A 12966-nucleotide genomic window follows, 5' to 3' on the forward strand; every position below is an offset into this window, starting at 1 on the left:
TCTCTTGGGCCAACAGCGAAAAACTGAAGGCCCTGTTTGGGCTAAATTAACGACGGCGGCGCTGTTTTAAATACAGGGCGCCCGCAGCGCAATTTGCCCCATCTAATGGCAAACGACGGTTAATCAGTAGCTCAAAGTTCTTGCCGATACGTAATGCCAGACATTGAGCCAGCAGTGAATTAGCCATCTCATCACCAGACAGGGCTACGCGGTCGATACCCCATTTCTGATCCAGATGTTCTATCCAGTTGGCAAAATAGTCGGCCATGGAGTCGTGCACGCCAAAAGCGATATGGGGCGCACTGTCAGGATCGGCAAGACGAAATGCCATCACGGAACCTAGGGTGCGCAGCCAGTCGATAGAGAGACCTTGATCTTCAGCCAGTGTCACCAGCGGATAATCAATGCGTGGGGCATTTTTACCCTGGTGCTGTTGCCCAGTAAATTGCAGTGCTAATGCCAGCGAGCTAACAGTGTCCTGAGGGCGGGCATCTGTTGTGGTATCAGCCGCCTCAAGCTGCCCAAGGTCGAGCAAAATAGCCGCGCAGGCAGATAAGGCAGATAAACTGGCACGGCTTTGTGGCTCGGCGGCAAAATCATAACGTGCCAGACGGGCTAACGTGGCCGGGAATTTTTCCGCAAATCGGGCAGTGACAGCAGCCTGTTTACCCTGTTGCAGCGCGGCCAGAATATGGGCACCGTGCTGGGGCAATGTTGGCAACGTCAGGAAGGTTTGCACATTGGTATCATTATCTGTGTAGACCAGCTTGCCGTCATGGGCGGCAGAGAAATATAGCCCTGCGGTTTTCGCCACATTGAGTGGCTGTTTCGCCGTGTTGCCTGCAGCAATCTGGCGCTCTAATAAAGCGCCGAGTAGGGCACTTTTAGCCAGCTCATCGCTGTTATGTATTTCCCCTGTGTGGGTATCAAGAGGGGTTAAGCTGAGCTGTTGTTTGCGCCAATTGGCCTGCCAATGGGCTAATGTCGCATCGTCGTGCAGTGGCTCTGGTGCTGGCGTTAGCGTTAAGGCGTTGTGAGCGGTGATTTCTGCCCAGCCAGCATCATGGTGACTGCCCGGCATCCAAGTGAGCTCAGTGCGAGGCGCGCCGGGGCGGATAAAGACAAAATTGACCCCGCGTTGACGCAGTATTTCAGCCAGTACAATCAGTTGGCGCTGATAACTGAAACAGAGACGGTAACCGGCATCTGTCAGGCGAGTATCGCTAAAGTTATCGCTGGTTTTGCATCTGGCGCGGATAAAAGGCTTTTCCAGTGCAGATAAAGCCAATACTTGATCGGTATCCAGTGCAAAAAATTGATTCAGGGTATTGGGATTGCACACCAATAGATCGGCCAGCCCATCCCGGTGGGCAAAAGGCTGGTTTAGCTGCAGCGCAGTACCATCCGCCAAGGTAAGGGTTTCGCCTTCAAGCAGCTTATTGGCGAATGCGGTCAGTGCAGCACGGTTGTTTGCTTCCACTTGCTGCCATGGTTTTTCTCCCTGACAGACTGGGCAAGTGTGCAGAAGGTTGCCAAATTCTGGGGATTGATTGTCCCCAAATGCCGTGAAACAGTGTTGGCAGTAATCCTGCCATTGGGCACTGGATAACGAGATGGGCGTTTGGGTACCCAGGCGGGTCTCAACCGGCCGGATTTGGCTGCCGGTCAGCCAGACAGACATCAGGAAATCAGCCGCGATCTGTTCAGCCAATTGCTCTAGGGCGGTTTGTTCACCTTCGGCTTCAATGATATAGCTGCCCTGCTGGTAGGCAATGGTGATGTCCAGTGTCGGATGCTGCAAATAACGGTTGCACAGCTGGGCGTAAAAAGGCACCTCACGGGCACATTGGAGTTCAAAACGGACTAATTTCATCGGAAAAATCTTCGTGTGTATCGGTTGTCGCTGTGGCCTAGGGCTATTGCCGCTGACCTGTCTGCCGCCGGGAATTAACTGCGCTTATAGGCATCCGGGATCAGGCTGTTGATATCCACGTCAGCGACTTTATCGCAGCGGATCCCCAGACTGTCAAAATGTTTCAGCAGCACTTTTTCCATGGTAGGAATCGCCGCATGAACGTTTTCGGTTAAGCCAAGGTACATAGGCTCAAGTACAGTTGGTGTTACGCCGAGCACAAAAGTTTTTGGCCGATCGCCGACAATTTCCATCATGCACAGGGTTTGCAGCATCTCGACTTCATGGGCGCTGCCTTGCCAGTCCACTTCTGGCGGTGCATTGTCAAAATCGAAGAAGTACACTTGACCCGCTTCCACGCCAGCGGCATTGACCGTATCAACCACCACCAAGTAATCATATTGCGCCAGAATCGGGGTTAACCCCTGAGCCAGGGTACCGCCATCCATGGTGTCGATTTGGTGCTCATCATGGTGAAACTGGTATTTTTCAGACATGTAGTTAACAAAATGTACCCCGACGCCTTCGTCAGCAAACAGTACATTGCCAATGCCCATTAATAAGATTTTCATCAAAAGCCTTATAACAGCGTCGCCGGGAGTAAAGACCCCCGGCGACGTTTCAGATCAGAACAAGATTAGTGATGGCCATTTTCAGGGTGATAATCATACCCGGAAACAATGGAATCCACTGAGTTGTGCTTGAAGCGGATACCCATCCACACTGCCATGTAGACATGGATCACCACGAAGATGATAAATGCCCAGGTAATGTAGTGGTGCCATACCCGTACTTCAGCCAGACCGCCCATTAATTGGGTGATCCACATGGCAGGTTCCCACAGGGCGCCGCCAATACCTAAGTGGTATACGTTGGCATACAGCACCAGACCTGTGATGCACATAAAGACGGCAGCCAGGGTGATCCCCAGATAAGTCACAAATTGCAGCGGGCCATACACACCAGCGTGTGGCAGATGTCCCATCCACAAATAGGATTTTAACTGGGTGATCCAGGATTTTACGCTCATCACGTCTTTCAATGACTTACGTTCAATATCGTCCTTGCTAAAGAAGAACAGATATGCCCGAGTCAACGTCACGGCGATCAGCACAAAACCGAAGATCTCATGGGCCAGACGGATCCAACCCTGTACCAGCACATCGCTGCTTTGCGGCGCGACCAAAAATGGCCAAGCGATGTAAAAGCCGGTGATCACCAGAGCAACAATCGACATTGCCCGAAGCCAGTGGCAGATCCGGATAACACCGGAGAAAATGTGCTGTCTGACGTACAGCACTTTATTCGTGCTTACATTGGTACTTGACATAAAGCCCCCTTATCACAGAGCGCTGGGATCAACACGGAACTCGCTCAGTGATTTACCCTTGTAGTCCATCACATGTACAGAACAGGCCATACATGGGTCGAAGGAGTGGATCACACGCACAACTTCCAGTGGTTTTTCCGGCTCGGAAATCTGCAGACCAACCAGTGATGCCTCATATGGACCCACTTTGCCGTTGCTGTCGATAGGACCAGCGTTCCAAGTGGTTGGTACCACAGCCTGATAGTTTTCAACCAGCGCACCCTTGATGCGGATCCAGTGGCTCAGCAGACCACGTGGCGCTTCAATCATGCCAAAGCCTTTGTATTCCTTGTCAGGATCGATACTTGGCTGGATATAGGTGGTTTCATCAGAGTTGATGTTTTTCACCAAGGCATTGAAGGTACGGTCACAGTTGCGGGCATTGATCAGACAGTGCAGCATGCGGGCAGCGGTACGACCCAGAGTAGAGAACAGTGCCTCAGTTGGCAGACCGGTTTGACGCAGGAACTCATCAACCACTTCAACCACTTCTTTAGTGCCGCGGGCATAGTTCACCAAAATGGCAGATAGCGGGCCTACTTCTACAGGTTCACCGGCATAACGTGGTGATTTCACCCAAGAGTACTTACCGGCTTCATCCACAGTTGGCAGTTTGCCATAGATGGTATCACGCTCGATAAATGGCGTGTGGTCAGGGATGGTAGTACCATTCCATGGGTGTTGTGGGCCTTTAGCGCTATACCAAGCATGGGCAACGTCTTCTTCGATCTTCATAGGATCAACGTCTTCAACCTTGCTCAGATCGCCATTGCGGATAATGCCTTGCTTGAACAGGTGATTATTTTCACCCAACAGCAGTTCATTGGTCGCCATAAAGTTACGCACATTGGCGCCGCCCAGTACGCTGTTTTCATTTTTGTAGGCTTCAGCCGCCATCAACAGATCTGGGTAGTAGCAACGCTCAATAAACTCTTTTACATGGGCCGTTTTCTGTGCAAATTCTTGCAGACGAGCAGGGCTCAGCATATCCCGTACAGAGGTGATACCACCCACCACAATGGATTGTGGGTGAGGGTTTTTACCGCCCCAGATAGCCATGGTTTCAGCAGCGATACGCTGCACTTCCAATGCCTTCAGATAGTGGCTCAGACCAATCAGGTTCTGCTCAGGGCTGAACTTGTAAGTCTTATTACCCCAGTATGCATTGGCGAATGGGCCCAGTTTACCGCTGGCAACCAGTCCTTTCACTTTTTCCTGTACTGCGCGCAGCTCACCTTCACCGGCAGCCATTGGCGTAGCTGAGTACTTCATCGCCACTTGTGCGGCTTTAGCAGGATCGGCACTCAGGGCTGATACCACGTCAATCCAGTCCATTCCGGCCAGAATGTAGAAATGCACAATGTGGTCGTGCATATGCAGGGAATCCAGCATCAAAGAACGCAGGTATTGTGCGTTCAGTGGCACTTTTGCGCCGATGGCGTTTTCAACGGCCATGGTACCGCACAGGTAGTGGGAGAAAGTACACACACCACAAATACGTTGAACCAGCAGACCCACATCATAAGGGGTACGGCCTTTCAGAATGATTTCCAGACCACGGAACAGGGTGGAAGATGCCCAGGCTTTCTTCACCACATTGTTTTGATCCAGTTCAACCTCAATGCGCAGGTGACCCTCGATACGGGTGATTGGGTCAATAACGACACGTTTACTCATGGATTATTTTTCCTCGTAGGTTCCTGCAAAAATGCTGCCGATGGCATGGGCACCAATGCCCACAGCGGTTACGCCTAAGATCACGGCGCCCACGGTATCCGCGGTAGCATCCAGGCCATGAAGTAATTGACGGCCTAGTGGTTTTTCGAAATCGGCCATGGTGTCCCAGAAGTCTGGTTCTGAACAGCCGATACAACCGTGACCGGCCAGCACTGGCCAGCTGGTGTGAGAGTTGAAGCGCTCGGTTGGGCAGTTGTTGTAGGTGTAAGGTCCTTTACAGCCCACTTTATACAGGCAATAGCCATCTTTTGCGGCTTGATCGCCAAAGACTTCTACGAACTCACCGGCATCGAAGTGACCACGGCGTTCACAGTTGTCGTGTACCCGAGCACCGTAAGCCCATTTTGGCCGGTTGAACATATCCAGCGCTGGCAGCTTGCCGAACATGATGTAGTACATCAAGGTACCAGTGATGTTGGTTTCGCTTGGTGGACAGCCACCTAAGTTGATCACTGGCTGATCGATCACAGCTTGTACGCCTTTAGCCCCCGTTGGGTTTGGCGCAGCAGCTTGCACACCGCCGAAGGAAGAACAGGTACCCACGGAGATAATCGCGGCGGCACCGGCAGCGGCTTCTTTAATCAATTGCATGCCGGTTTTGGCATGGGGGCCAATGGTCAGGAATGAACCATTGTTGGCAGTTGGTACCGCACCTTCGACTGCCAGCAGATAACGACCATGATATTGCTTCATGGCGTGTTCCAGATTCTGCTCTGCCTGCATGCCGGCAGCAGCCATCAACACTTCCTGATATTCCAATGACACATAATCAAAAATCAGCGTGCTGACATCTGGGGTAGTCGCACGCAGTAATGATTCACTGCAACCGGTACATTCGGCCAAGTTGAGCCAGATTAGCGGAACTCGGTCAGCCAGCTCAGCGGCTTCGGCAACCAGATTGCTGAAAGGCAGTGGCAGGGCCAGCATGGCCGTCATGGCCGCACTCCATTTCATGAAGTCGCGGCGGGTAATGCCACTTTGCTCCAGCTTTTCCCGCAGGGAAACCGACTGACGTGCTGGTAGCTGACGCAGGCTCTCCAGACGTTTTTTTCCCAGCTCATAAAGGGCAGCATGTGTATCCATGGGTTAACCTTATGTTTCTGTTTAGTTAATGTACGAGAACAAGTACTCACGAGGTAATTATTTTACGGTTTCTGTAAAAAACCTAAGGTGATATAAATCAAACTTTCATAAAGCATTGTGACCTTGGTTGCGCTTTGTTCGAGGTCGGAATTTCAAGGGTTTAGGGGGAATATTAACGGCGCTTAAATCGGATTATTCCTGCCGATTTTATGTGCTTTAATGGGGGAAAATAACATACCACTCCTCGTCGGCATTGGGAGGAGTGGAAATGAACAATTGGGGGTAAATTTAGACGGTGCCAGCTCGGCTTAGCCGGGCCAATGTCACCCCTTTCAGTGCTGAAATGGTATTGACTAATTGGTTTAATTCACAGGCTTGTCCCTTGATAATAATGGTCTCTAAACAGTGGTGGTGATCAATATGAACATGGGTGGAACAGAGGATGTGAACTAGAGCATCGTGTTGAATAGTAACTAATTTTTCTGTTAATCCCCGTTGGTGGTGATCAAACACGAGTGTTAACACACCGACCACATCTTCACAGCTGGTATTCCATTTTTTATCGACAATCCGGTCGCGGAATAGATCCCGGATATATTCAGAGCGTGACTGGTATCCGCGCTCCTGCTGATCATTGTCAATTTCATCCAACAAGGACTTGGGCAGGGATACGGTAAAGCGTATGGTTTCGTCATTCATGGCTATGAAGTCCGGATCAAAGAGTGATGGCAGATGGTAACGTAATTTGCCCCTGCTGGGGCACTGGGATTTATCTGATATAAGTCAAAGATTAACGAAAATTCAGATAAAAGCCCGTGTGAAAATGACAAAACTGGTGCAGTATTACGATTATTAAATTCGTAATACTGTTTACAGCAACGGTTCTTTCCCATGAAATGGCTGCCTTCTTTGACACTGGCCTGTTCACTGGCCGTAATTCCCGCAATTTGTAATGCAATGCCCCAAACGCTGACAATTTCCCTTGGCGCTGAACCTGACTCGGGCTTTGACCCTGTACAAGGATGGGGTAAATACAACAACCCACTATTTCAATCGACCTTGGTACACCGTAGCGCCGATCTGAGCCTAAAGCCGGAACTGGCTGATAAGTGGCAGTTATCACCTGATCGCATGAGTTGGACGGTTCAGTTAAAACCTGGGCTGAAATTCTCTGATGGCAGTGTGTTAGATGCCAATGACGTTAAATACACCTTTGATACCGCAGCAAAATCGACGTCAGAGCAAGATCTCACTATGGTGAAATCCGTTGAAGTGAAGACCCCATTGGAATTGGTTTTTCACTTAAAACATCCGGATATCAGTTTTGTGGATCTGCTGGCGACCTTGGGGATTGTCCCTTCTGACAGTTATGGTCCAGGTTATGGCAATCACCCAGTGGGTTCTGGTCCCTATGAGATGGTGCGCTGGGATAAAGGTCAACAACTCGTCGCAAAAACCAACCCTTATTACATCGGGCACAAACCTGAATTTAACCGTTTGGTGATCCTGTTTGGTACTGAAGACAGCCGCTTTACCCAATTGCAAGCCGGTCAGTTAGATGTAGCTGCTGTGGTACCGCGCTATGCGCACCATATTCCAGCCGGGTACAAACTGTGGCGTATTACCAGTGTTGACAGTCGTGGCGTGGTATGGCCGATGACACCACCTGAGCCTCGGCCGGGCCATCCGGGCGAAATGATTGGTAATGCGGTCAGTAGCGATCCGGCTATCCGTGATGCCGCCAATTTAGCTGTTGATCGCAATGTTCTCGTTAATCAACTGCTTGATGGTTATGCCCGCCCGGCTTTTTCCATTGCCGATGGTTTGCCATGGGGTATTAAACTGACGGCTCCCAAGGGAACAATGACAGAACGTCTGGCGCGCGCCAGAGCCTTATTGGCCAAAGCTGGCTGGCAGATGAAAGACGGGGTGCTGCAAAAACAGATTAACGGTAAAACTGTGCAGGCCAAAATGACGCTTTACTATTTGGCCGGGGACAGTATCCGTGAGCAGCTGAGCTTAGCCGTGGCCCAAATGCTGAAACCTCTGGGGATTATTTTGCAGCCTCGGGGGAACAGTTGGGAAGTGATTGCCACCAAGATGTTCCGTGAGCCAGTCATGATGGGATATGGCAGCCACAGTGCCAATGAGGTGTATTTTACCCACCATAGCCGTTATGCCGGAGAAGATTTCTATAACTCAGGCTATTACCAGAACCCTAAAGTTGATGCTGAGCTTGATAAAGCTCGTCAGGCAGACTCTTGGGCAGCATCATTGCCTTACTGGCGTGATGCAGAGCGTTTAATTGCTAAAGATCAACCTTGGACTTGGCTGGTGAACCTTGAACATCTCTACGCGGCTAAGACCTGTATTGATTTAGGTAACCCAGGTATTGAACCCCACGGTCATGGCTGGCCTCTTATCAACAATATTACTGACTGGCGCTGGACCTGCCGATGAGTGAGCGAGGCAAGCGCTTGTTACAGGCGCTAAGCCGGTTGATACTGCAGTTATGTTTGGTGGTATTGCTGGCTTGGGCTCTGCTGGCCATGTCCCCCCTGGATCCCATTAACGGATATCTGGGGGGGAATCTTTTTGGCTTGTCAGTTGAGCAAAGAGCACAACTGGTACACCGACTCGGGTTAGATCAGAGTGTTGCCACCCGCTTGTGGCAGTGGTTCAGTGCACTGTTGCAGGGTAATTGGGGCTTTTCCAATTTATACCGTCAGCCGGTGGCTGAGGTGATCCGTCAGCGTCTGCCCGTGTCTTTATTGCTGCTGGGGCTGAGCTGGCTAGTCAGCTTATTGTTGGGATATTTGTTGGGGCTGTATGCCGCGTTGAAGCAACACCGTTGGCAGGATAGGTTACTGCGGCGCTTAGCGTGGATGTTGGCTGCGATTCCTTCATTTTGGCTAGGGATGATTTTTATCAGTGTGTTTGCTGTTGGCCTGCATTGGTTGCCAGTGTGCTGCGCTGCGCCCATCGGTGTGATGTTTTCGGAACAAACCTTCTGGCAGTTTATCCGCCACTTTACTTTACCGGTTCTAACCCTGTCATTGGTGCATATGGCGCCAGTACTGTTGCACACCCGAGAAAAGGTACTGGATGTACTGGCCAGTGATTATGTGGCTTATTCCCGTCAGCACGGCGATAGCGATGGCACCATTATTCGTTTTCACGTGATTAAAAATTCTTTGCTCCCCGCGGTGGTGTTGCAATTTGGCTCAGTTGCTGAGCTGTTCGGTGGCTCTTTACTGGCGGAAACCCTGTTTGCTTTTCCTGGATTGGGGCAGGCATTGGTTAAGGCCGCGTTGGCTCAGGATACGGCATTATTGATGGGCGGCACGCTGATTTCGGCATTACTGGTCTTTGCTGGCAATGCCATGGCCAATATTCTGTCAGAAACCTTGATGCCGGGGCGGAGGAGTCAGCAATGAAACAGGGAAATCAAGATATTGCTGCTCATAGGGATCTTAATGCTGCAGCTGCTACGGCGTCATTGACCGGCAGCGTTTGGCAATGGCTGGCTTGGGGCGCAGTGGTGTTATTGATATTAGTGTCTTGGTTTTGGCCCACAAGCGGGCTGGATATCAATATCTTGGCGAAAAATCTGCCACCTTCTGTCAGCCACCCCTTTGGCACCGATTGGTTAGGCCGAGATATGTTAACTCGCACGCTAAAATCCTTACTGACCAGTATCTGGGTTGGTGGGTTGGCTGTGGCGCTGAGTGGCTTACTGGCGATGGGGTTAGCCATGCTGGCAATGTTCAGTCGCATCAGCCGCATCTTGGTCGACACTGTGGTGGATGTGTTTATGTCCATTCCCCATCTACTGTTATTAATCTTATTGTCACTGGCCTTCGGTGGTGGAGAGGCTGGGTTGATTGTTGCGGTGGCGCTGAGTCACTGGCCGCGGCTGACACGATTGATGCGGTTTGAGATGTTGTCTGTGACTCGTATGCCTTTTTATCAGTTAGCCAGACAATTTGGCCAAGGTCGCTTTGCGGTGATGCGTCGCCATATGCTGCCACATATTTTACCCCAGTGGCTGGTTGGGACCTTGCTGTTATTTCCCCATGCGTTAGTCCATATGGCGGCGTTAACTTTTCTGGGGTTTGGTATGGACCCCTTGGCACCGACCATAGGTGGGATTTTATCCCAGTCCAGTAACTATCTGCTCAGTGGTCAGTGGTGGTTAGGTGTTTTCCCGGGCGCTTGTCTGCTTATCCTGTTATTACTTTTTGCTTATATTGCTGATCGGGCTAACCGTTATGTCCGGCTAGGGGCACATATATGAGTTATCGTCATCGTTTAGTGCAATTGCTATTGGCAGCGTTTCCTCGGCAAGGGTTTGTCAGTGAGCCGTTTAGCCAGGTTTACTCTGCTAACCCAACCCCAAACTCAGAACCCGAGCCAACACCGGCGTTTGTATCAACTGCGACCTTGCCTTCTTGCGCAGCACATTCTGCTTCTGCATTAGCTAGGCCTGTTAGTCGGGAAAGTGCCATGGCACATGTCGGGTTAAATGTGACTGATTTAGGGGTTCAGGCCGTATCGGGACAATGGCTGCTGCAGCCGTTGAGCTTTTCGCTGCAGCCGGGACAGATCATGGGGGTGATCGGTGGCAGTGGTAGTGGTAAAAGTATTCTTGCCGATGCCATGATGGGCGTAGTTCCCCGGGGTTTTAGGCGGCAGGGGGAAATGTCGTTACCCCACACTGATATGGCGTTGGCGGCTCAAAGCGCTGCGGTGCTGGATCCTTTACGCCGGGTCGCGACACAGATCCGGCGGCGATTGGCATCTGATGCTTATGGCCAAAACTCAAGTATGATGGCGTTGGCACGCTTACCGCAACAGGTTGGTCACTGCTATCCCCTTGAATTATCAGGCGGAATGGCAAAACAAGCGTTATTGACACTGGCAGAGGTGCAGCAACGTCCTTACTTGATCGCTGATGAGCCTTGCTGTGGCTTAGATTCAGCCGCAACGACACATTTATACCAGCACCTAAGACAGTTAGCGGATGAGGGGCGGGGCATTATTGTCATTAGCCATAATCTGCGGGCTTTATGTCAGGTTGCCGATCATTTGCTGGTTCTACGTGATGGCGAATTAGTCGAGCAAACTACACCGATGGCGTTGGCCTCTGGGCAGGTTTCGGATTACAGTCGGGCATTGTGGCAATCATTGCCGGAGAATTGGCTGCTTGATACGGCAAAGGATGTTTTATGCTGTCGTTAACCGGTGGCATGATTGCCCATCAGCGGCAGATTATCTGCTCGGACTTAACCTTATTTCCAGGTGAGCGAGTGGGGTTAGCTGGGCCTAGTGGGGTCGGTAAATCATCTTTGGCGCGAATATTGGCTGGGATGGATAAACCGTATCAAGGACAACTTGTGCTTCCTCCTGTATCTGTTGGACAAGCGAATCCTGTGCAGTGGGTGATACAGCAGCCGGAATATGCATTTAACCCTAGATTAACCTTGGCTCAAAGTCTGGATGAAGCTTGGCAAGGTGAGGATTACACCGTCTGGTTTAAGGCGCTGGATATCGATCCTCAATGGTTGTTACGTCGCCCTGGTGCGCTGTCGGGGGGGCAATTGCAGCGCTTGAACTTATTGCGGGCATTGCTGCCCACCACTGAGTATCTTATTTGTGATGAAATGACGGCTCATTTAGATATGCTGACCCAACAAAAAATTTGGCAGGCATTACTCGAAATTGCGCGCAATCGACAATTAGGTTTGTTGATCATTTCCCATGATGAGCATTTGTTGAGTCGGGTATGTCAACGCATTGTTCATTGGCCAATAGTATAAAAAACGCTACGTCATGAACATGCTGTTTGCTGTGAAGATAGCGAGCTAACATCATCGCTTATGATACTAACGTTATTGCGCCCAAGACTGACCATGACAAAGTGTTGGGCGTGGTGGCGTGTTATTCCTAAGTGGTTGAGTAAACTAAATGACCGCCAAATAGACACACAAAAAGTGACTCAATGCACCGAGTAGAACAAATACATGCCAGATAGCATGGTTGAATGGGATTTTTTTCGCTACGTAGAAGATGACCCCCACACTGTAAAATAACCCGCCAGCTAACAATAAATTGAAACCGGTATCGGATAGGTTGGCAATCAGCTCAGAAATCACCGTCAGGCACAGCCAGCCCATCAATAGATATATTCCAACGCTAAGCTTTTCAAATCTGTGTATAAACAGAGTCTTAAATACAATGCCGCCAATGGCCAGCGCCCAGATAGCTGCCAGAATAATATCGGCTTTGACACTGTGCAGCGTGATTAGCATCAATGGGGTATAGGTACCGGCAATTAGCAGGTAAATGGCCAGATGATCGGCCAGTTTCAACCCGTGTTTCCAACTCGGGATTTGTATACTGTGGTATAGGGTGGAGCAGAGAAACAGAATAATGATACTGGCGCCGTACACAGCTACGCCGAATAATTGGACGCCATCCAAGGTTGACCAGCCCTTCATCAACATCATGACCAGACCGATAATGCCTAAGATGACGCCAACGCCATGACTGATGGCATTGGCTAACTCCTCACCGAAGGAGTAAAGATTAGAATGGAGCGGAAGTTCTGCTGAAATGGCGCTTGAAGTACTGCTGGGCATGCCGAATACCGGATAACGGATAATGAATTCAGTCTAACAGCCCTCATTAAGCACGACAATGGTTTAGCGTACATGTGTTCGCTAAGTGAAAGGGAATTAACCTTACTATATAAGTAACCGTTTAAGTTGCGATCATTCAGAGGATATGGTCGTTAGCTGTAGCAGGAAATAAATCTTAAATGGTTATATTGATAAAGCCTTTAAGTACAAGCTGCTTTGGCAAT

12 protein-coding genes are annotated in these 12966 nt (G+C 50.2%); 5 read left to right on the forward strand and 7 right to left on the reverse strand.

Features of this window, described 5'->3' with window-relative positions; genetic code table 11:
• Window positions 1–46: 46 nt before the first annotated feature.
• The 6 genes from NFHSH190041_RS07965 to nikR all read right to left on the reverse strand — a co-directional run bounded on the left by NFHSH190041_RS07965 (window position 47) and on the right by nikR (window position 6800).
• Window positions 47–1873 carry a hypothetical protein gene (locus tag NFHSH190041_RS07965; RefSeq protein WP_261924699.1) on the reverse strand — a complete coding sequence of 609 codons (1827 nt, stop codon included), beginning with the start codon at window positions 1871–1873 and terminating at the stop codon, window positions 47–49.
• 74 nt (window positions 1874–1947) lie between these two features.
• Complete coding sequence (locus NFHSH190041_RS07970) at window positions 1948–2484, reverse strand: HyaD/HybD family hydrogenase maturation endopeptidase (protein WP_261924700.1); 537 nt, start codon at window positions 2482–2484, stop codon at window positions 1948–1950.
• A gap of 65 nt (window positions 2485–2549) precedes the next feature.
• Window positions 2550–3242, reverse strand: a complete 693-nt coding sequence (gene cybH / locus NFHSH190041_RS07975) for a Ni/Fe-hydrogenase, b-type cytochrome subunit (RefSeq protein WP_261924701.1) — start codon at window positions 3240–3242, stop codon at window positions 2550–2552.
• 12 nt (window positions 3243–3254) lie between these two features.
• Entirely contained in the window at window positions 3255–4958 is a 1704-nt protein-coding gene (locus tag NFHSH190041_RS07980) for a nickel-dependent hydrogenase large subunit (RefSeq protein WP_261924702.1), read from the reverse strand.
• 3 nt (window positions 4959–4961) lie between these two features.
• A complete protein-coding gene (gene hyaA, locus NFHSH190041_RS07985) occupies window positions 4962–6101 on the reverse strand; it encodes a nickel-dependent hydrogenase small subunit (protein ID WP_261924703.1) in 1140 nt (379 codons plus the stop codon).
• A 288-nt stretch (window positions 6102–6389) separates the two neighbouring features.
• A complete protein-coding gene (gene nikR / locus NFHSH190041_RS07990; protein ID WP_261924704.1) occupies window positions 6390–6800 on the reverse strand; it encodes a nickel-responsive transcriptional regulator NikR in 411 nt (136 codons plus the stop codon).
• A gap of 192 nt (window positions 6801–6992) precedes the next feature.
• Here nikR and NFHSH190041_RS07995 point away from each other — a divergent pair, with 192 nt between their 5' ends.
• From NFHSH190041_RS07995 to NFHSH190041_RS08015, 5 genes are read left to right on the forward strand one after another with little or no spacing between them, the layout of a single operon-like run.
• A complete protein-coding gene (locus NFHSH190041_RS07995) occupies window positions 6993–8561 on the forward strand; it encodes an ABC transporter substrate-binding protein (protein ID WP_261924705.1) in 1569 nt (522 codons plus the stop codon).
• Window positions 8558–9538 carry an ABC transporter permease gene (locus tag NFHSH190041_RS08000; RefSeq protein WP_261924706.1) on the forward strand — a complete coding sequence of 327 codons (981 nt, stop codon included), beginning with the start codon at window positions 8558–8560 and terminating at the stop codon, window positions 9536–9538. The genes NFHSH190041_RS07995 and NFHSH190041_RS08000 overlap by 4 nt, the downstream gene beginning before the upstream one ends.
• Window positions 9535–10398 carry an ABC transporter permease gene (locus tag NFHSH190041_RS08005; protein ID WP_261924707.1) on the forward strand — a complete coding sequence of 288 codons (864 nt, stop codon included), beginning with the start codon at window positions 9535–9537 and terminating at the stop codon, window positions 10396–10398. The genes NFHSH190041_RS08000 and NFHSH190041_RS08005 overlap by 4 nt, the downstream gene beginning before the upstream one ends.
• Window positions 10395–11342, forward strand: coding sequence for an ATP-binding cassette domain-containing protein (locus tag NFHSH190041_RS08010; RefSeq protein WP_261924708.1), 948 nt, complete (start codon window positions 10395–10397; stop codon window positions 11340–11342). The genes NFHSH190041_RS08005 and NFHSH190041_RS08010 overlap by 4 nt, the downstream gene beginning before the upstream one ends.
• Complete coding sequence (locus NFHSH190041_RS08015) at window positions 11330–11920, forward strand: ATP-binding cassette domain-containing protein (protein ID WP_261924709.1); 591 nt, start codon at window positions 11330–11332, stop codon at window positions 11918–11920. The genes NFHSH190041_RS08010 and NFHSH190041_RS08015 overlap by 13 nt, the downstream gene beginning before the upstream one ends.
• Window positions 11921–12064: 144 nt before the next feature.
• On the opposite strand, the gene trhA is transcribed toward NFHSH190041_RS08015, so the two are convergent.
• A complete protein-coding gene (trhA, locus tag NFHSH190041_RS08020; RefSeq protein ID WP_261924710.1) occupies window positions 12065–12742 on the reverse strand; it encodes a PAQR family membrane homeostasis protein TrhA in 678 nt (225 codons plus the stop codon).
• Window positions 12743–12966: the final 224 nt, after the last annotated feature.

The sequence above is a fragment of the Shewanella sp. NFH-SH190041 genome, from assembly GCF_024363255.1.
Taxonomy (GTDB): Bacteria; Pseudomonadota; Gammaproteobacteria; order Enterobacterales; family Shewanellaceae; genus Shewanella.

Bases quoted from the DNA above. Each gene is read 5' to 3' on its own strand.
- NFHSH190041_RS08010 (WP_261924708.1), top strand. From the start codon at position 10,395: ATGAGTTATCGTCATCGTTTAGTGCAATTGCTATTGGCAGCGTTTCCT.
- NFHSH190041_RS08015 (WP_261924709.1), top strand. From the start codon at position 11,330: ATGCTGTCGTTAACCGGTGGCATGATTGCCCATCAGCGGCAGATTATC.
- nikR (WP_261924704.1), bottom strand. From the start codon at position 6,800: ATGAATGACGAAACCATACGCTTTACCGTATCCCTGCCCAAGTCCTTG.
- NFHSH190041_RS07970 (WP_261924700.1), bottom strand. From the start codon at position 2,484: ATGAAAATCTTATTAATGGGCATTGGCAATGTACTGTTTGCTGACGAA.
- hyaA (WP_261924703.1), bottom strand. From the start codon at position 6,101: ATGGATACACATGCTGCCCTTTATGAGCTGGGAAAAAAACGTCTGGAG.
- NFHSH190041_RS08005 (WP_261924707.1), top strand. From the start codon at position 9,535: ATGAAACAGGGAAATCAAGATATTGCTGCTCATAGGGATCTTAATGCT.
- NFHSH190041_RS07965 (WP_261924699.1), bottom strand. From the start codon at position 1,873: ATGAAATTAGTCCGTTTTGAACTCCAATGTGCCCGTGAGGTGCCTTTT.
- NFHSH190041_RS07980 (WP_261924702.1), bottom strand. From the start codon at position 4,958: ATGAGTAAACGTGTCGTTATTGACCCAATCACCCGTATCGAGGGTCAC.
- NFHSH190041_RS08000 (WP_261924706.1), top strand. From the start codon at position 8,558: ATGAGTGAGCGAGGCAAGCGCTTGTTACAGGCGCTAAGCCGGTTGATA.
- trhA (WP_261924710.1), bottom strand. From the start codon at position 12,742: ATGCCCAGCAGTACTTCAAGCGCCATTTCAGCAGAACTTCCGCTCCAT.
- cybH (WP_261924701.1), bottom strand. From the start codon at position 3,242: ATGTCAAGTACCAATGTAAGCACGAATAAAGTGCTGTACGTCAGACAG.
- NFHSH190041_RS07995 (WP_261924705.1), top strand. From the start codon at position 6,993: ATGAAATGGCTGCCTTCTTTGACACTGGCCTGTTCACTGGCCGTAATT.